Below are 19,936 nucleotides of genomic sequence, written 5' to 3' on the forward strand. Positions count from 1 at the left end.
TGAGGAATATGACAGAAGCAATGCGTTATGCCAATCTTCAAGAAGATATGACTAGGTTAGGTATAACTGATGAAAGTATTGCTAAAAAAGCGCAAGAAATTGCAGTAGTTACATCATCAGACAAAGAGAAAGCTAAAGAAGCACTTTTTGAAAGGGCAAGTACAATGCACGAAGAAAAAGTGGCACTCTCCCAAGTCAGCATTGAAGGTGTAGAACCAATCAATTTTCCAAGTTTTGAAATTAACAAGCAAGATAAAATTCAAAGTACAATTACTGACGTAGAAAATTTCACATCCAGCGCTGATAAAAAAGATGATGATAAAAATAGTAAAAATGAAGTATCCGTCGAAAATAAAAATGTAGCAATTGCAAAAACTTCAGATGTGCAGCAGGTAATAATTCCTAAGTTATTAGAGGTATTAAGCAATAAAGGTGAGCAAGAAAATGGCTCAGTTGTTTACCAAGGTGAAAAATACACAGCTAGCATCAAACTCGAAGAAGATTCAAATATACTCTCGCTGGACAGAAATTTAGATTCAGAAAATAGAAAAGCGCTGGTAGCTTCCAAAAATAATGATGAACCTAGCTATATTATCGTAGTAAACAACATTAGCCAAGAAGAATTTGAGCGGTTTACATTACTATTTAATGAAGAACAAAACCGCTACAGTCACCAACAAGCTCAACAACCGATTAATTCCAAATCGAACGATAATGAGATTGAGTAATTAATCAAAGTATTCCTATCAAGATACCGACAAAAAATCCACAAGCGATGAATATATACTTATTCGGTATCTTGTTTTTAGGGAAAGTAATTCCAGCCATACCAATACAATAAGCAACTCGCAAATAATCAGCGTTACTTAGCTGATTATTAAAGACATTGTAGATAAAAATTAATGATTGAAGACTAAAGCCACAAAAAAATAGCCAGCCGATATCAAATCGATTGGATAAATTCACGATACTATCGATAATCCGATCCAACCACGTATTTTTTTTTGAGGGTTTTCCATTTTAAGAGACAGTATTATTCTCAAGTAAGTATTTATCCTGAGAATAACATTGAAAATTTGCTTCTAAATTAAAGATTATGACAAATGTTGAACCTTCACCTACTTGAGAAAACACGCTAACACTAGCCTGGTAACAATCTGCAACATACTTAACTGTACGCAAGCCCAAGCCAGCACAAGCTACATGAGAGCCAGTAGCATCAAGAGTAAATGTCCCGTCACCAGCCAAACTGCCCAATTCGCGTATCTCCCGCTCTTGCTTACAGCGTCTGCTGTTAAGTACAGAAATTCGCGTTGGATGTAATTCTTCTTGTAATGTAGAACTTTGTTGGGCATTCATAGAATCTCCCCCGTTAGCACAACATTCCTCAAATAAATAGTTTGGCTCAGAAAATGCACTACCACTAATTCCTATGCACTGACTTATACCTAAATCAATATTCAACTGCTCCAATTGCACTCTTGTAATACCTACGCCAGTATCTTGAACCGCCAAGCGGAGGAAACGACCTCCCTGAGTATCAAGCTTAATGGCAACAGAGCCACCACCAGGACTATACCTAAAAGCATTAACAATCAAGTTACAAACCATCCGCCAAAGGTGGTTGTAATTCGCGTACAAGCACGCATCAGCAGCTAATGGTTCAACTAGAATTGAAAAATTTATATTCTGCGCGATCGCACTGTTTAAAAACTGAGCGTGTATAGAATGCAGAAGGCTAGCAATATTGATATATTCGATGTTTCCCACTGGCTCTTGGCTCAACTGGCTCTTCAAATCAGCAAGCACACCCAAAGTAACGGTAATTGTAGAACAGCATGTCTCTAGCACAGAATCAAGTTGTTCCAGGCTATTACCATAGTTACCAGCCCTAGTCAAACCTAAAACAAAGTTAACTGTCCTTAAGGGATGATAAACATCGTGGGATACCATCTCCAAATATTGAGGAAGTCTACAAAAGCGATCGCTTTGCCGGAGCAAACATAAATCCACGCGCTTCAATAACTCAAACGAGGAAAAAGGATATACCACGAAATCATCAAAGTCGGGAATACATAAATCATCCGCTGACTGCACCAGTTTTATGGCTGGTAAACCTTCAGAACGGACACTAATTGGCTTTAAAGTAACGTCCAGTATCAAGTCAATACCTTCCTTATTATCAGGTATTGCAGACTTAGTAACCACCGAGTAATTTGACTGCTGCAAGCTATCAAGAACACTAGCAACAACCTGATTGCGCCTTCTGCCAATTACCAATATTTTGCCCGACACGCAAGTTACATACAAACACTACTGTAATTATCAAAGCACCATACCAGCAACACTAACCACAGGAATAATACTAAATCAAATAATTAATTAAACTTCATCGAAAGTTTAAAATTACCCTGTTTATTAAATTTTATGTAAATATGAAAAAATAATTAAGCTAAAAGATAGTTATGTATAAATACAATTAAGTTACAGCCGAAAATTTATAGGAATGTTATAAGTAAATATCACGATATAATAAAAAATTTGAGAATATGAAACTTATAAAAACTGTCATAGTAGAAGACCAGAATATATTCAGGCTTGGGCTGAAAGCAGTTCTAGAAAGCAGTAACAAAATCGAAGTCTGCGGAGAAACAGGGTACGGCAAAGAGGCTCTAAGTGTTATCAAAAATACAGACCCTGATGTAGTAATTGTAGATATAGGTCTACCTGACATCAGCGGAATACAGGTAGTTGAGGAGATCGTCCAAGTTTACTCAAACAAAATCAAAACTATTATTACAACAGGAAGTTGTGATAAAAAATTAGTCAAAGAGGTATTTAAGAAGGGAGCAACTTCTTTTTACAGTAAAAACAATGCCGAAAGTAAAATTATCGAAGCTGTCATAACTACCTTCAAAGGCGAATCTTGGATTGACAGCAAAATACACACAATCGTGGCGCAAGCTATGTGGGAGATTAACGCCAAAAATACTCCCGGAAGCACAGTAACAAAACGAGAATACGAAGTACTAAAATTGCTCGCCAAAGGACTGACCTACGAAGAAATGGCTAACAAACTTTGCCTGGAAATTAGTACTGTACGTTCGCACGCTCACCGAATAATCGGCAAGCTTGATAAACCAGGGGAAGATAAGAAGCATAGACCCACCAGAGGAAAAGCTGTATGCGAAGCTTTAAGACTGGGAATACTCTGTTCAGAAGACCTAACCGAGGAAATATACAAACAGACAAAAGAATTTACTCCCGATTACAATAAGCGCGAATTTTTAGCTGCGTAATTGTCTATTTCTCAGTCTTAGCATCAATTATGCAGCCTCCCGGATTTTTGGTCTGGCGACAAGTTTGGATGATACCAGCATTCTTATTATAAAGTGAGCGAGCATCACGCCCTTGTTTAGATTTAGCCCACTCTAAAAGCCTAGCGTCTTCAGGCTTAAGATTTGCCGCAGTAAAGGATTTAGTAGCAGATACTGTTGCTATAGCCATATTAAAAGTAAAAGCGCCTATAACCGCACCCAATGCCAGCACGCAGCCCAAAGCAAGACCGATCTGGGCTAACTTCAAATTACTAACGTCAAACACGCCCAAACCAGCAGCAACTTTCTCAGGAGAAGCCTTCTTAGTAGTTCTTACTAACTCTTCAGCTGCTTTAGCGATTGCAGCCTGCTGTTGAATTATTGCCACTTCAGCAGCATTATTTAATTTATTATCAACCCTAATGGTCCAACCAGCTATCACAGCATCAAGCTTGCCAGGTAGCTGCATAATCGCATATTGAGTAGAGCCAATCTGCGCCCACAACTTAAACAAAGGGTCAGACGGCTTCATACCTGACTTAACTATCAACTCTTCTAAATATTCTTTCTCCTTCTCTAATTCCTCTTTACTAAAATCATTTTCTTTATCAATATTTTTGGTATAATCCATATTTTTAATTAAATAAGTTTAAAATAATATAGGCTTTAAAAATAACTTTGTTGGTGAGTTAGTTCAGTACGGTTCATTTTTAAACCTAAATACACCGGAGCAATATCGTGGTTAATGATAATTTGATGAAAACTTTCTATCCAATTAAATACCACCGAACGATATAATAATTGCATATCTGACTCTGTAGTAATCGCTATACTATAAGGTAAATTAGTATCCTCTAAATCTTGATATACATAATCTTCGAGTTTGGGTAATATCATCTCTATACCATTTAGTTTATTAACATTTTCTTGAATTTGAGTGCCGTTATAATATTTAAAGCTATCGCCAAAATAAAAATTTTTTATCACTAAATAATCAGCTTGATTGTCAACAAATTGATAAAGAGACTGCAAATAGTTGACACAATCTCTACGGTTGGAGATAGGATGAATAAAAGTGGCACGATAGCCTAAAGAATTTAAATTTTCTAAAAAAGATATCTCCTTATCAAATCTAAAAAAATCTAAGAGATTTTGACCTGGCATATCAGTAAGTACCAAATCTATTTCTGAAAACATCTCTAATTCATTTAACAAGATATCAGAGTCACCTCGATTAAGTCCTAAGTGTCTAACATTAAATCCCAATCTATTATATGATGATAATTTATTAGATAAGCCATCAGGACGCTGACCGTGGTAGAAAGCACGAATGTTTAAATCATGAGTCCTATACAGATCCAACAACAACCTAGAAACTGTAGACTTGCCAACACGAGAATCACCAATCGTAATAACAAATCTTTTTTTAAACATAATTATGCTGCACTTTAAGATTGCTGCTATACAGAAGTTTTCTTAGTAACAATATTTGAAGAATGAGATTTTCCATCCGGTAATATTTCACAATTAAAACCTAAAAAATCATGGGCAACTTGCACTTTTTCCTCAAAATCTTTCAACCATGCGCCAACTCTTGCACGAACTGAAATAGAGGAACCATATTCTTTAAACAAAGCTTGCCCAAATGTTAAATCATTATCATCAATAAAATCGTAGCAATAATCCATTAAATCAGGCATTAATACTTCTACTAACCCTTTAGCTTTTAATGTTTGACGAATAGGGGATAAGTCATAACGACCAAATTTATCCTCATCTCCGAAAAACAAATTTTTAACAACTACATAGTTAACTTTATCTCCGCAGTATTCATGCAAAGCCTCTAAAATATTTACAGAATCGCGAAGTCGATTGATGACGGATAGCATCGTAACTTTGTAGCCAAGTTCTTTTGCTAACATATCAAAAAAGGATAGTTCTTTTACAAATAACTCAAAAACACCTCCGGATTGCGCTGGCATATCAACTAAAACAAGGGGAAAATAGTCTTCTTCCAAATCAATCAATAATTGGTCTGCCTTACCCTTATCAAAAACATTAATACAACGGATTAGACCAGTATATTTTTCGTAGTGACGGCGAAGTTGGTTGTTACGCATATCAGCATCATATCCTAGACACCAAAGATTCTTGTCAATATAAAGCTGTAGCAAAGCCCGTGCAAAGGTACTCTTACCAACTCCACCTTTATCACCAGTAACAATGACAAGTCTTTTAGGCTTATCTTCAACTTGAACTTGTTGATTCCCTTCTTCCTGATTATTATCAGACATAAAATTATCCTTTTTAGTATTAGTACGAGCCATATTTAAGAAAATTTAAAAGATAAACCTTTATGAAACTTGGCAATTAATTAAAGCCAGTAAATCTTAGCACTAAGGCAAGATATTATAATTTTACAGTAGTCATATCTATACACAATCTGCAAAAAAATACTTCTTTCCAAAACTAGAATTAAGAGAAATGATTTTTTTGTTCTTTTGTAAAATAATGCCTAAATATAATTTTTATGTCGGCAGTAAATTATGCGAATTGCTTATAAATGTTAAATAAAGGTCAACATAAGATATCTATTACTTAATATTGCTTGAGCGCAATTTAGATAAAATCAGAATATAAATATTGGTCATCAGCCATAAACCAAGATAATTTGTCAGAAATTAACCTTAGTATCGCGATTCTACTTAAGTATAGAAACAAACTAGTATTCTATTTAATTTGCAACTTAACTATTAAATGTAAATTCAATCAAAGTTTTTCGATGTAAAAAACTATTAATTTTGTATTTAAAACTTATATACAAAGTTAATAATTTTTGGCTGTGAAATACCTTTAAATATTTAATAAACCAATTAAAAATACAAAATTTATATTTGCTAAATAAAATTGTCTATAAAGCAAAAATCAAAAAAGTATATCTCTATTTTTGAGACAAGTTTGGGTTGTAATTTAAATACCACTCAACAATTTATGCATCCACATCGACGTAAGGGAGATCCAAAAAATAAAATATCAACAGGTATAACCGCGTCTTCTGCGATACCCAACCAACCAATGGCTATACATGGCTGGATATTTTATTACTTGTAACTGCCTAAGCCTCACCTCATATCAAATAGGAACAATTTCGGCATCAGTCATATCAGTAAAGTGCATTCGAGATTTTTTGCACTCAAGGGTACTATATATTTTTAATAAAAATAAATGGCGTATTACTTGATTAATATTAATCCTTTTGTTTTGAAATACTGCCATACCAACAGTTTCCAGTAAGTATATAATCAACTGGTTAAGCATACCTATTAATTCAACAACTTTAACAGGTATCCAGCAAGGAAGATAACTCCTCAATTAACCATTCCATACCAACCCCAATTATCTTCATCACACAAAAAGCATATCTCAACAATTGCGATCGCACATCAATTAATACGTGTTGGAGAATAGTCCCAAAGCGAGTTCCCATTAATAAAGCAAACTCCACTAAACCCACAACTGCCTTGATTGGGGATTCCTGACTCAATAAGGGCAGATAAACTTTGGCATAAAAAGGCTCATGCTCCTCGATTAGTGGTAATTCTCCTTTCTCCCCTAACGATTTAATTATTGCTGCTATCGTCTGAGGCAATCCCTTCCAACCCCCCAAACTTTTATTGGCAATCTGACTTATCCGCTCTTGGGTAACCGCATGGTCAGGATATTTTTCTTTTAATTCATCCTCAATTTTCTCCTGGGTTGGTTTTACCTGATGTGCGATTAAATCAGCGCAAGCTTTAACGATCGCTATTTTAGTTTGCTCGCCATAATCGGCAGCCCTGAAATCGATTTCAATTGCCTGCTTGGTTTCAAATTTACATCCTGGAAGTTCCACTTGGAAAAACTCCAAATCAAAATCCCCGACGAAATAATAAATTAATTCCTCCTCCGGGCGCAAGTGCGATCGCAAGCGACCAGCTTCTTGTAATATCTCGGCACGGACAAAAGAATCGATAAATTCCTGGTAATCAAGGTCACTCTCCTGCTGCACAAGAGCATAGTCGTTACTACCTTGCTTGCCAAACCGTGCTGCCATGAGCCGGATTCGCTCCTCTTTCTGGTCTCCCTCCAAGTCGGGGCTAACCCCCATCAATATTTGATACTCGGCAGCCAGTTCCCCAATATTCGGGTACGGTATACCCATCGATACCAATACGTTGACATCTTTGAAGCGGTTTACCCCCCGACTATCTCTAAAGTGGTAGCCATCCTCATCCAGAGCGAAGGCTTTTCTTTCAATAATAGCGACACTCAACCCCTCGTACTTATTAATAATACCCTCGCGACATGCCATCACCCGCGCTATCATACTTTCTCGGCGATCGCGCCCAAGTACCCCCATCCCTGTAACCTGAATGACGGTCAAGTTCTCATAACTAGGGACAACTTGCTCGATTTGGAGGATATTCTCAACGACAACACCTAGCTTAAGGGCAAGATAGTGAACATCCATCGTGCCATCTAAATAAATATTAAATTTAGCAGCACGGGCTACTTCTTGATGGCGGTTGTCACCTACGTATATCGATAATATTCCTTTATCGAAATGTAATGCACCCGGTTGGAAGAACGCCCACACTTCAAGCATGGGTACTAACCAGTTGAGGGAGATAGAATCAAGGGTACGTTTGGCTTCTCTATAGCTTTCTTGACGCAGTAGTTGGTTTGCTGTACGTAATTTGTCACGCTCTTTCTTACTCATTGATGTGGTATCAATTCCGTCAGTACTATCAGCCAAGAAAGATAAATCGGGTTTGAGGCAACGATCCAACTCCTCGATTGTATCGGCAATATCTTCGGGTACTTCTAAGAGCAATTGACGTATCGCCGTGTCGTTATAACCGTAGCGATCTGATTCGGGAACACCATGAGAAAATGCAATATTTACGAATTCCCCTTGCCCTTTATCCTCTACCACTTTTAGTTTTTCCCACAGCCACCGCAACTTCTCAAATATTGGGTGCAACTTGACAAATAATTCTGGGTTGCGAATTGCCAACTCTCCTACGGTTTGATTAAAATCGCTTATAGTTACTTCGATTTTCTTTTTCGTAGTAAATAACCCAGATGCCTCGTCCCAGTACATCCCCACATCGCCGTATTCATAATCATCCACCAACGGTAAACTTTGGGGATGTGCCCGGATTTCGCTGTGTTTTAGTACCTCCATCCGCTTATTGCGGTAGCCGAACCCCGGACCTGTTGAAGTCTGACAAGCAAATCGCAGGTGGCAGCCAGCACAAATTGGGTTTTCTGTTCCTTCAATATTGTTAATATTTTTATTACTTAAAGCGCGGAAGGTGGGGGTGCGGTGGCAGTTACCCACGACTTTATTCGTACCTTCAGGCTCGTTTCCAGTTGGGTGGACGGTGAAAGCTCGACCCATCGGGGTGGTTCGGTTTTTGTCTATTACTAACCCATTATGGCGTGGGGGTAAATCGACAAAGTGCTTTTCTACTGTCAGTGTGGTGGGGTTGCGATGGTCAGCGGCGTTGTAAAATAATTGTCGAACATCAAACTCATGCGCTCTCATGCTCCCGGCGGTGTGAGACTTGCCTACACCAGGGACGGATTTGTCGAATATATGACACCACCCTTTGGCAACAGCTTCCTTCCAGATAGTCACCCGTTCGTCACCCATATATATGATACGAGGACAGCCAAGTTTTATATATTCAGCAGGGGTCGGAAGTTGATCCGGAGTGAAGATAATTGTAGCGGTGGGCGTAGAACGTTCGCGCAACCGTTGTACTCTACGATTAAACCCACTCCCCCGTCGGAATAATTTTTTAACTTTTCTTAATTGGTATTTGACATCATCCCAGAACCTGCTGGGATTGCGCGATAAAGATTCAAACTGCGCCCAGGTGAGTATCTCGTATTCACCTCTATATTCATCTGGGTCAGCACATGATTTATCAAGCTGTCCCCACCATGCCACCCGTAAAGTATAACCCCAACGAGTAGCTAACTCATAAGTGCGGCGGTACTGACGCATCACATTTTTATTTGCGATCGCACCCGCATCTGCCCACAGAAGGACATTTTTACAACTGCCCAACTGAGTAGAAGCAGCTTCTAAGTAGCGCTTGAATGTCTCTGGGGAAGAAGCAAACTGACCCCCCGCTGCACCAATTACAATTTGCGATCGCAATTGGGAAATTATCCAGGGTTTGAGAATACCTTCGGCAATTCCAATATATTGAGCCAGGGGATGCACATCGTTAGCGGGGGTACAAAAAGTAAGGGGCAATTCACCATTTTGAAAATGGACAGTCGCACCCTGAGGGCGTTTACGAGTGCGCGAAGTTGCCCATAGGTATTTGGGAACATCTTCAAGTGAATTGTCATCAACTCGCAACTGCCAACCAACAATTTGTGCTTCAGGATTCCACACCGGGCAAAGATAACCAGTTTGGGGAGTAATAAGACTTCGCCCCCCAAGGGCAACTCCCGCCAATCGATAAGAAACCTCAAGATCGAGTTTTTGCCATTGCTCAACTGATTTAAACTTCCCTTTCTCTATTAACTCATCATTTAATCCCCGGTGCTGCAAGTCCTCTCGGTGACGGGAAGATAACCGTAGTTGCCCAAGAATATCTCGAATTTGGGTATTGCGATCGCCTTCAGTAAGACTTGTCGCATGGCGAGTTCTTTCAATACGCAACCGTTCAATACGCAGGTAAGCTGTGCGTTCTGCCCACTCACGCTTCAATTCTTCATTTATTTCTCCAGTGTCGCGCCGTATTATTCCCCATAACCCATCGCTAGTAAGTTTGAGAAACTGCCAACCGGGGGGGGCTGAATATGCATCCGTCGCAGTCATGCACAATACGGTGTCCGGACTATCCGGTAAGTGGCGGCACTTACCTTTTATATCACCACACACTGGGCAAGGATTGTGGCGGCGGGTAGCAATAAATTTACTCATCCCGTACCCCCTTTCCTGTCAGTAAGAGCAAAAGTCAAAATTATCCACACGAGTTATCACCTTGAAAAAAGTACGCTCCTCGTGCTGCTAATAAAAAAGAAATGCTAACCTATTAATTAAGAATTTTTAGTCTAGGGATTTGTTGTTCGTAGGTCAGCACCCTTGGTCTTATGCAGCACACAAATCCCCAGTCTTTTCCTTATTAACCATCATTTCAAATTCAAGCTTGCGCTTAGAAACCATCTCCTCATACCTACCAGTCTCAAAATCAGCCAAAATTCTTTCCTCCTCCAAAGTAAAATTCGTAATATCTAACATTGCAGTGAACATCATCTGGAGTGGATAAACGTGAGAAAACTTCTCCAGTAATTGATAAACCCGCTCTCGCTCTCGCACTGATGGCTCATCCTGCAATGTGGCATTTATATTTGCTGGTTTGATACCTAAAGTCTCCAAAGCGTAAGTTTTACTATTGCGAAAAGCAAAGACGACAAATTCGTCGGTGATTTTAATCACACGAGCTTCTTTAAAAAAATCAGTCCGGGGTTCTTTTTTGAACTGGTAAACTTGACCAACTTCAAACTTACGCCAAGGGTTGCGAAAACCAGTCCCCACAAAAGCTAAACCATCCTTAATACTATTTACCTCTCTACTCTCAATCGCATCTAATACTTTGTTCCTACGATCATCGGAGAGAAACCTATAAGCTGCATCAATACTCCGGTTAAACTCTCCTTCCAATGCAACAGCCGCCTGAAATTTTTTAAGTTCTCGTAATTGATAAATTAAATCAAATACTTTCTTGCCCTTGTGATAACTGCCAACGCTTATCTTTAGCTTGTTTGAAACCTCTTGAATCACTCGCTTGCCCTTTGCTAATTGATAGTTACTATCATTTATCGAATGATTCAAATTTGAATCATTCGATTGATTCAAACGGCGAGCGCTTTCCCTTTGTCTTTCTTTCGCTTGGGGACGAAGTACGCTCTCCCAGTACTCTCCCTCGTGAAATTTCTGGTAATGAGTCTTTCCACCTTCCCGGTGGAGATTAAAGTCAAGCACTAGTTTCAAATCTTCTTCAGTCGAACCAGACTCGACAAATTCCACTTTCACTCTTGTAATGCCTAACTTAAGAGCTATCTGCAAGCGACACTTACCTGCCAAGACTACATTGACACCAGTGCGTGCAGATACTTTCAAAGATTCAAGAATTCCTTTTTCAGAAATACTTTTTTCCAAAGCAGGACGATCCTCGTTTTCACCGTAAATTTCTATTAACTTTGGGTGAACAACCAATTCACCTGGGGTCAGATGAACAACCCGACTATCATCGCAATGGCGCATATTTGTACCCAGACATATTTCAACGGTATACGTCAAACACAACGCTCCTGAACCCTTGCTGGCAAATAGAGCCTTTTTAGGAGCTATGAAATGAAAGGAAAGATAGGCGCTTCCCCGAAACTTAAATTATTCAAGTATTTCACTGATTGCTAAACAAGGAAATCACGGTGTACTCTCATGTAATAAAAGTTAGAGTTTATTATGAAGGCACTGAGTAAGTTCTTGTTTGGGGAAGCGATGACAAGCGCATATATTTTGCAAAGATTGCTATCCGCACGCAAATGTTGTAAGCATTGGAGCGCTTTGTGTAGCTTAACTGCGACTTATACTTAGTTGCTGTTGGAAAAATAAAGAAAGATAAATATTATACAGGTATCTTTGAATGTGTTGAATTATGACCCAGAAACAAAAGTTTACAGAATGTTCTGTAATCTTGTCTTTGAAAAAAAACCGCTGATTATTGTGAAGTTTTGTAAATTTGTTAGTAAAAATCGACATTTGCTGTTTACTTAAAGGTCGATTTGCACGTTGAGCTAAGATCATATTATTATGGGATGAGGATGAACAAGATAAACGAGACAAGCTTCATCAGTCAATAAGACTGACGAAGTTGGTTTTCTAAGAGAGTCACCGTCTAGCTAGCAAATTAGTTAGTGATTCAAAACAATTAAGCAGTTAGCCCGCTCCTAACGGGTAATTGTGTTCTACAAAGACTCGTGTCTGGCAACATGAGTCTTTGTTCTTTTTTGTGGTAAAATCATAATAATAAGTATACCAGTCATCTTGATTATTGGCAAAAATTTCTCTACATTTAACGGTTTAGGTAAAACTAAGCTAGAAAGGTAGAAATTTTGATGATAGCCGGTTGTTAAGGAGTATTTCATGTCTTATAACGCAGAAACTGTATTTTTAACTGATAAACAAAAAGCGATACTCGAGCAAATCACAAGCTTGCCTAGCAGTTCTGTCAAATTGGCGAAGCGAGCAGAAGTAGTATTGGCGGCAAGTTTTCTAAGCACAAACTGTAAAATTAGCAAGCACGTAGGGATTGATAAGAAGCAGGTTAAGGTGTGGAAAGAGAGATGGATACACGCTGCTACAGAACTGTTGGTTGCCGAGAAAGAGGGAGTAGGGGAAGAAGTACTTCTGGAAATGGTGTTAGAGATTTTTACTGACAAATCTCGTTCGGGAATGCCTAATGTTTTTAGCGAAGAGCAAGTATGTCAAATTTTAGCCCTAGCAAAAGAAATTCCTAGACATCAGGAAGTAACAGAACTGGTAGAATATAGGGAAAATAAGCGAATAGCTGATGAGGCTATAAAGCGAGGAATCGTATCAAATATTTCACCTCGGAGTGTAGGGCGATTTCTAAAACAAATGAATGCAGTAGCCGTTTAAGTTCATTTACTCTTCCTTAATTAGCGATTAGCCAAGGAAACTATACTTTTTTCCAAAAGTATAGAAGAGAAAGCTGATAAGTAGAGTGATTGCAAAGCTTTTCTTTTAACGGCAGTTTCTTGAATCTGTCACTGTCATTAGGCTGCTCTTGATTTGTTTGGTCTAACTGTTTGGTATCCATGTTTGTTATTTTTACTAACGCATAGCTAGTTCACGACTTATTGAACTCTCTTGAATAGACTCATCAGGCAAAATATAGGGTTCAAGATTGTGGTGTTTTGAAATACCACCCCAAGAGTCAAGCATCTGACCGTACAAAGTCGCCATTTCCCAAGCAATTCTAGCGTAGCTTTTACCCAGAGGCGAGTCGGGAGCGCATTGAGGAATCAAATCCAGTCCCATTGCCAAGTGTTGGCGGTCAATTTCTTTATGAACTTGCCAATAACGTCCCACTTTCAGACCGAGCGCTTCAAGTTTTGGGTTCACTTTGGAGAAGAAGTCATAAGACACTCCTTCTGAGATTAAATTTAGTGCGATTACTTGATGTACGCTCGATTCACGTAGAACAGAGCGAAAACAATAAGCTGAAACAGCAATTGTTTCTAACGTAGCTGGTACGCTGGTTGGACTCTCGTCCGACTCTAGAAAACCGTGTTTGTGCATCCAATCAATCAGCTGTTCGCAATGATCTACTTCCTCCATCGCATGAACAGCAAAACAACCTTGGAAATTTTGGTCACGACACATGGCGTAGCGCAGAGATAGCGCTGAAGTAAAGTCGCGGGATTGGTAATATAACTGACGAATCCAGCCTCTAATGTCCTCCGGCTTTGAAGATAAAGCCAGTTCTTTATAAAAATGTCCATCTCCAAGACGACTCCGATATTCTTCTGCCAAACTTAACAACCACTGCATTGGTAAAATTCCCTTTAGGTACACTCAATTTGGTATTCTAATTTAGTGAATTTGTAAACACCAGCTATTTATAGTATATTGGTATAACAAAGCTAGTCAAGTAGTATAAATAATTGTAACGAATAGAGGGGGATTGAAAGCTGCTAAGTGTTGTTACGTAAATCTTGTCGGTATTGACAGCAATGTCAGGATGTAGTTGATTTTGTAACAACCTATACTTAATACCAGTTAAAGTTAGCTATCCAGCCAACATAATTGGTCAGAATGCTTTGGACATAAGTATGGTAAGATACCGTTTGCAGTCTTGCCACGCGATACAACTCTATTAAGTAAGAATCTACGACCATTTATGAGCGGAGATTGTCTAAATTTTAGTAATTTTTTATACGTAAATTTATGAATTGCTTAAATAAAGGTAAAATCCAACCTAATGCAGCTGGCATTCTCGTAGTCGATAGTAATAGGACGATGGTAAGCCTGAATCGAAACTTTTTAGATTTGTGGAGTCTCTCTAAACACCTTATCATGTCACGAGACGATGAGCAGGTGTTGAAGTTCGTCTGTAAACAATTTGAATATCCCAAAAGCTTTTTTAAAGAGGTTAAGGAGATATACATGCAGCAGCATTTGGAGATTCATGACACTATTCAATTAAAGGATGGTCGAATATTTGAGCGACATTCGCAGCCGCAGTGGTTAGAAGATAAATATGTAGGAAGACTCTGGATGTTTTCTTGTATTGCTGAATCACGATTAGCAAATAACCTGCTCGAAAGTTCAGTAACTTCTTGTAAGTATCCAATAGTTGTAAATTTATAGATACTCATTTTCTTGAATGCTTTTTTATAATGTTTAACTTATCTAATTATAATTTTACGGAAATATGTACAATAACTTATGGCTATCGAGATAGATGATAATGCCTGTTCCGGATTTCCTTCCTATTGTTGTCAATTCTTCAGCACCGATAACAATTAATGCCCAGATTGCTGAACAAATTAAACTATTAATTGCTATGGGAGAGTTACACCCAGGTGATGCTTTACCAACTGTTACTCAATTAGCCAAACAAGTAGGTGTCAATCACAATACCCTTGCAGCAGTCTATAACGATTTAATATCTTCCGACTATCTAATAGCCCAAAGAGGTAAAGGAACTTTCGTCGCTAATACCCAAGTTGTACGAAATATTATTACTAACAAACAGTTCTACAATTTACTAGGTCAAGCTTTTAGTGCTGCGGCAATAGTTGGATTATCTGCATCTGAATTCGGTGCTGCTGCCTATGCACAAGCAGTGATGTTAAATCGGTATTCCTCTATTTCCTTAAAGTTAGTATTTGTCGGATGTTCGCATCAGAGTGCAGATATATATGAAGCCATTAAATCAGAAATAAAAATTCCTTTATCATTTCTTCGTTTGTCAGACCTAAATCCTAGTAAGCCAAACACATTACAAGAAATATTAACTGCTGACCTAGTAATTACGACAGCACAACATCAATGGGAGGTTATTCAATTAACTGCTCCTGAACAAGAAGTAATTTCCATTAATATCAAGCCAGATATACAACTTTTAACACAAATTTCGTCAAAACCTCGTAACACAAAGGTACTACTTGTTAGTAGCTCAGAAACTGATAGCGAGGATATGAAACGTATTCTAGTGCAAGCAGGCATTTCGCATATAAGTTTTCAAACAATAGAATTAAAGGGTCTTGAGCAAAATCCTCAACTATTATCACAATTTGAGCTTGTTTGCGTTTCAAAAGTAGTTGAAGACTATGTATGTCAGTATAACCCCCATCCGGAGAGAGTAATGGTTTTTAATTTCAGCATTGATGAAAGTAATATGTCTGTTTTGAAAGCTCGAATCGCTACAATTAAGTTGGGAAAATCAATTTTTTAGAGCTTTTATATTCTCCAATTTAATTTATCAATCCCACAAAGACCATATTATAACTCCCGGTTCTCCTATCTTTTCATGAGTTAGAAAAAACAAGCAGTCATAAGTATACCCAGCGACATATTTTCAAAAGTACAGAGTTGGTATAGATGAGCAAAAATACCAGGATCTGATCCTCAAAAATCTCCAGAAGAAAGCGCAAGCTTTTGGTCTTCAACTTGTCCCCAAATCTCAAGATAAGGAGGAAGCTTCATTTTATCAAACCCTTTCTACATAGGGTTTGCTGAAAAAGCAAGAAAAGGTAACAGTCTCTAGATTCTCAGACCAAAGAAGTATATTCCGGTGCAAGATAAGAAGGTAGAATAGCCCAAAATCCTTGCATCACAGTGGTCAGCCCGAATGCTGTGTATCCGAAGTAACCATGTACCGAAAAGAAAAATCAACTCCAATTCCCGCGTCAAGCTTTGAACTTCCAAGGGAAAGTTATCATCAGATAATCGTTGGGTAATTATGGCATCTTTAATACCCTGGAAAGAATTTGAGTCGGAATATTCTGCCGGATTTTCTCCAGAGATGGGCGCACCAGCAAAGTCATTTCGGATGGCATTAAACGCATTAATAATTAAAGAAAAACTAGGGATAAGCGACAGAGAACCATATATCCGTCCCATTGAGAGCAAGGTTTCTAGAAAACTTTTTGGTTTACTGACACTTAAATTTTTTCGGGTGCGATCGCCGAGTTTTAGTCTAGTTGTTGGTGCGGAACCGACCAATAATGCTGCGGAAAGAGCTATTTGTCCTGCGGTGAGCAATTGCGTCAATTCATCATACAATTAAAGCAATTATGTTTACGCCGTTCGTAAATGAAATTGAAAAAATCCATATCAGTTGTTTAGAAGTTTAAATAGAGAATACGGAGGTAGTAAAAATGCGAGTTCTAGGATATAATGGAGGACTTGAAGTTATTCACGAGAATCTATATAACTTCCCGATAGGGCGAGATCACGACTCAGCAATTGTTTTAGTTGAAGATGGAGAAGTTATTTTTGCAATCGAGGAAGAAAGGCTCAATCGAATAAAACATACGAACAAGTTTCCTAGTGAATCATTGCGTTTAAGCTTGAAAAGTCGTGACATACAACTGGAAGAAGTAGATATAATTGCCTGTTCCGCCTCAAGTAAATACTACGAGATGATGCTTAAATACCTTTTTTTACATAATGCCTCGGTACCAACAATTGATCCTACAATCTTTTTTCAGCACGTTTTTTGCAGGGAATTAAACTCTGAAATAGATCCACATAGATTGTGTTTTGTTACTCATCATTATGCACATGCAATGAGCGCACTGGCATTTTCTGGTTATGAAAGCAGTCTTGTTACCACCTTTGACGGGGAAGGAGAGGGTAGTTCTGGTATGGTTTTTGAGGGTAAGGGCACAATGCTTAAGCAAATAGCCAACATTCCTACCTCGAAATCTCTTGGTCAATTTTATTATAAAATAATAGCTTTTTTAGGTTACAGTTTATTTGATGAATATAAAGTGATGGGGCTAGCTCCTTATGGAGATCCAAAAAGATATAGAAATGTATTCCAAACACTTTATACATTACTTCCTAATGGAGATTATGTTATTCACCAAGATAAAATAATTTCACTCTTTGATTTAGGAGTACCGCGCAGGAAAGGGGAACCCTTCACCCAAATTCATAAGGATATCGCCGCATCACTCCAGGAAACCTTAGAGAATATAGTTTTTCATGTTCTTCAATACTATAGACAGGAAACCAAACAGAAAAACCTTTGTATGGCTGGGGGAGTGGCTCATAATTGTACTCTTAACGGAAAAATCTTGCGCTCTGGGATGTTTGAAAACGTATTTGTTCAGCCAGCGGCTCACGATGCAGGCTGTGCATTAGGCGCAGCTTTATATGCGTACTATAATGCTAATCCAATGGCTAAGAAGCCTTCTAAGCTTGAGCATGTTTACTGGGGAACAGATATCGGAGGTTCCTCCTCTGTTTTGAACCAATTGATGCAATGGCAACATTTTATCGCTTTCGAGAAATTGATGAGTGTTTCGGAGCAGACGGCAAAGTTACTGGCAAACGGTTATGTTGTGGGATGGGTTCAAGGTCGCTCTGAATTTGGACCTAGGGCTTTAGGGAACCGAAGTATTCTTGCAGATCCTCGACCTGATGAAAATAAAGGTCGTATTAACAAAATGATCAAAAAGCGAGAAGGATACAGACCGTTTGCCCCGTCGGTTTTAGAAGAGGATGTTGATGAATTTTTTGAGGTTCCGCCTAATCAAAAACAGCTCCCCTTCATGATATTTGTGGTTAACGTTATAGAAGATAAACGTAATCTTTTGGGAGCAGTGACTCATGTTGATGGAACAGCAAGAGTACAAACTGTATCACGCAAAACAAATGAAAAATATTGGGACTTGATTCACTGGTTTAAAAAGTTGACAGGCGTTCCGATTTTGCTTAACACGTCGTTCAACAACAACGTTGAACCAATTGTAGATTCTGTTGAAGATGCAGTGGTTTGTTTTTTAACTACGGGACTAGACTACCTTGTTGTCGGAGAGTATTTGATTAAAAAAAAGGAGGTATCTTGGCAAAATTATTTATCTCTTAAACTTTTACTTCCTCCCCATATTTCGTTGCATCAGGTTAAGAAGGTTTGTACAGACAGCAAGTTCGACAATCTCTTCTATATTGGGAATAGCTACGATACAAAGTTTCAGGTAGGAGTGTCAGCCGAAGTCTTTCGTGTTTTGACGTTGGCGAATAGTGAGAAGACTGTGGGGAACCTCCTCCACGAAAATGGCGAGACTGAAGAAGGAAAAGCGCAAGGAATCGTTAAGGAGCTTATGGAATTATGGTCGCAGCGTTTGATTTTGTTGCAACCATAAGAGAGCGAGAAATTTGTCTCTTCACGTAGCTCGTGACTTTATCCTCGAACATCTAAAACAGAAGGTGGGCTTAAACACACATAGTCAGTTTTCTGTCAATGCGTAAGTCCAGATTGATATAAACCTCTAGATATTCACACTCACAGGAAGTTCCCCTGATCCATTTTTTGGAGACGACTTTCCTTCTTTTAGTCCCCAAGAGGGGTATTTGTTAGCGATCGCCTACGAAAGAGAAGTTTGGAAAAACAGCATTATTTTTATCTCCTCAGAGTCATAAAAGAGCGTTAAGATAGGGTCTCAACTTTTGAGCGAGAATCTTACTTTCAATGATGGAGTAGTGGTTGCCAGGAATATTATGCGTAATGATACTTCCGGCTGCAAAAGAAGCCCAGCCAAGACTTGGGTCTTGGTTCTGCTTCATTGACTCATCAGCACAGAAGAAAGTAATTGGACCTAAATAGGGGTGGGGCATATAGCGATCCATCGCTTGGAAGTTGGCTTTGAAAACTTCCAATCGGTGGCGCATTTGCTCTGATCCAATTTCTGGTGGCAAGACTCCGAGTTTTGTAGCCTGTGCTAAAATATACTGCAATTGCTCCTCTGGATTGAGTTGTTTGAGTTCAGCCACAGATACTGAAAACTCTTTACCGACAACACCGCCTATATTTCTGGCGAAATCGGTGATCAAGCTTACCTCATCAATTTCTGAGGAGTTGATAGCAGCGGTGGGGGCAAACATATCTATTATAACTAGCTGAGATACTTCTTGCCCTTGCTGATGTAACTGTTGGGCAATCTCAAAGGCAACGAGACCACCTAAAGACCACCCACCGAGTCGGTAAGGACCGATTGGCTGAACGGTCTGCAACAAGTCAAGATAGCTTTTAGCCATTTCCTCAATTTGGGTCAGGGGTTCTCCTTCTCCATCCAAACCCTGTGCCTGTAACCCATAAACTGGTAAATCCGCTTCCAGATTGTGAGCTAAATAGCGATAGCTGTAGACAGAGCCACCAATAGGATGAATCCCCAGAGGGTAACGATCGTAAATTACTCACGGATTTGAAGGTCATGCTGCTTTTGAAGGATCGCTTCATTCTGCTTTTGAAGGTCGTGCTGCTTTTGAAGAATTACTTCATTCTGCTTTT

General features: G+C 38.8%; 14 protein-coding genes and 1 pseudogene. 7 read left to right on the forward strand and 8 right to left on the reverse strand.

Translation table 11 applies throughout. The features are described from left to right. Positions 1–8 precede the first annotated feature (8 nt). Complete coding sequence (locus tag CDG79_RS22735) at positions 9–728, forward strand: hypothetical protein (protein WP_223278266.1); 720 nt, start codon at positions 9–11, stop codon at positions 726–728. Between the two features lie 292 nt (positions 729–1,020). Here CDG79_RS22735 and CDG79_RS22740 read toward each other — a convergent pair whose 3' ends face one another. Continuing rightward, the gene (locus tag CDG79_RS22740) at positions 1,021–2,295 is read right to left on the reverse strand and encodes an ATP-binding protein (RefSeq protein WP_094344153.1); all 1,275 of its coding nucleotides are present in this window, start codon (positions 2,293–2,295) and stop codon (positions 1,021–1,023) included. Between the two features lie 254 nt (positions 2,296–2,549). On the opposite strand from CDG79_RS22740, the gene CDG79_RS22745 reads away from it, so the two are divergent. Then, positions 2,550–3,299, forward strand: a complete 750-nt coding sequence (locus CDG79_RS22745) for a response regulator transcription factor (RefSeq protein WP_094344154.1) — start codon at positions 2,550–2,552, stop codon at positions 3,297–3,299. A 4-nt stretch (positions 3,300–3,303) separates the two neighbouring features. Here the strand turns inward: CDG79_RS22745 and CDG79_RS22750 are convergent, their stop codons facing one another. From CDG79_RS22750 to CDG79_RS22775, 5 genes are all read right to left on the reverse strand, one after another. Next, positions 3,304–3,948, reverse strand: a complete 645-nt coding sequence (locus tag CDG79_RS22750; protein ID WP_094344155.1) for a DUF6753 family protein — start codon at positions 3,946–3,948, stop codon at positions 3,304–3,306. Positions 3,949–3,983: 35 nt separating this feature from the next. Further along, on the reverse strand, positions 3,984–4,751 hold the full coding sequence (locus tag CDG79_RS22755; protein ID WP_094344156.1) for a hypothetical protein: 768 nt from the start codon (positions 4,749–4,751) through the stop codon (positions 3,984–3,986). 26 nt (positions 4,752–4,777) lie between these two features. Beyond that, positions 4,778–5,611: a nucleotide-binding protein gene (locus tag CDG79_RS22760; protein WP_094344168.1), complete on the reverse strand. Its 834-nt coding sequence runs from the start codon at positions 5,609–5,611 to the stop codon at positions 4,778–4,780. A 1,043-nt stretch (positions 5,612–6,654) separates the two neighbouring features. Beyond that, positions 6,655–10,305 (reverse strand): hypothetical protein, encoded by a 3,651-nt coding sequence (locus CDG79_RS22770; RefSeq protein WP_223278267.1) that lies wholly within the window; start codon positions 10,303–10,305, stop codon positions 6,655–6,657. 168 nt (positions 10,306–10,473) lie between these two features. Continuing rightward, positions 10,474–11,685, reverse strand: coding sequence for a hypothetical protein (locus tag CDG79_RS22775; protein ID WP_143855554.1), 1,212 nt, complete (start codon positions 11,683–11,685; stop codon positions 10,474–10,476). A gap of 846 nt (positions 11,686–12,531) precedes the next feature. On the opposite strand from CDG79_RS22775, the gene CDG79_RS22780 reads away from it, so the two are divergent. Beyond that, a complete protein-coding gene (locus tag CDG79_RS22780; RefSeq protein WP_094344159.1) occupies positions 12,532–13,047 on the forward strand; it encodes a helix-turn-helix domain-containing protein in 516 nt (171 codons plus the stop codon). Between the two features lie 195 nt (positions 13,048–13,242). Here CDG79_RS22780 and CDG79_RS22785 read toward each other — a convergent pair whose 3' ends face one another. After that, positions 13,243–13,962, reverse strand: coding sequence for an iron-containing redox enzyme family protein (locus CDG79_RS22785; protein ID WP_094344160.1), 720 nt, complete (start codon positions 13,960–13,962; stop codon positions 13,243–13,245). Positions 13,963–14,358: 396 nt separating this feature from the next. Between CDG79_RS22785 and CDG79_RS22790 the strand changes: the two genes are divergently transcribed. The 4 genes and pseudogenes from CDG79_RS22790 to CDG79_RS22805 all read left to right on the forward strand — a co-directional run bounded on the left by CDG79_RS22790 (position 14,359) and on the right by CDG79_RS22805 (position 18,791). Beyond that, a complete protein-coding gene (locus CDG79_RS22790) occupies positions 14,359–14,781 on the forward strand; it encodes a hypothetical protein (RefSeq protein WP_094344161.1) in 423 nt (140 codons plus the stop codon). Between the two features lie 100 nt (positions 14,782–14,881). Further along, a complete protein-coding gene (locus CDG79_RS22795) occupies positions 14,882–15,871 on the forward strand; it encodes a GntR family transcriptional regulator (RefSeq protein ID WP_094344162.1) in 990 nt (329 codons plus the stop codon). Between the two features lie 418 nt (positions 15,872–16,289). Further along, a pseudogene (locus CDG79_RS43940) lies at positions 16,290–16,522 on the forward strand (IS5/IS1182 family transposase); the annotation flags it as partial. A 274-nt stretch (positions 16,523–16,796) separates the two neighbouring features. Next, positions 16,797–18,791, forward strand: a complete 1,995-nt coding sequence (locus CDG79_RS22805; RefSeq protein WP_094344164.1) for a carbamoyltransferase family protein — start codon at positions 16,797–16,799, stop codon at positions 18,789–18,791. 271 nt (positions 18,792–19,062) lie between these two features. On the opposite strand, the gene CDG79_RS22810 is transcribed toward CDG79_RS22805, so the two are convergent. Further along, positions 19,063–19,839 (reverse strand): thioesterase domain-containing protein, encoded by a 777-nt coding sequence (locus CDG79_RS22810; protein WP_094344165.1) that lies wholly within the window; start codon positions 19,837–19,839, stop codon positions 19,063–19,065. Positions 19,840–19,936 lie beyond the last annotated feature (97 nt).

It is taken from the genome of Nostoc sp. 'Peltigera membranacea cyanobiont' 232 (assembly GCF_002245985.1).
In the GTDB taxonomy this organism is placed as follows: Bacteria; Cyanobacteriota; Cyanobacteriia; order Cyanobacteriales; family Nostocaceae; genus Nostoc.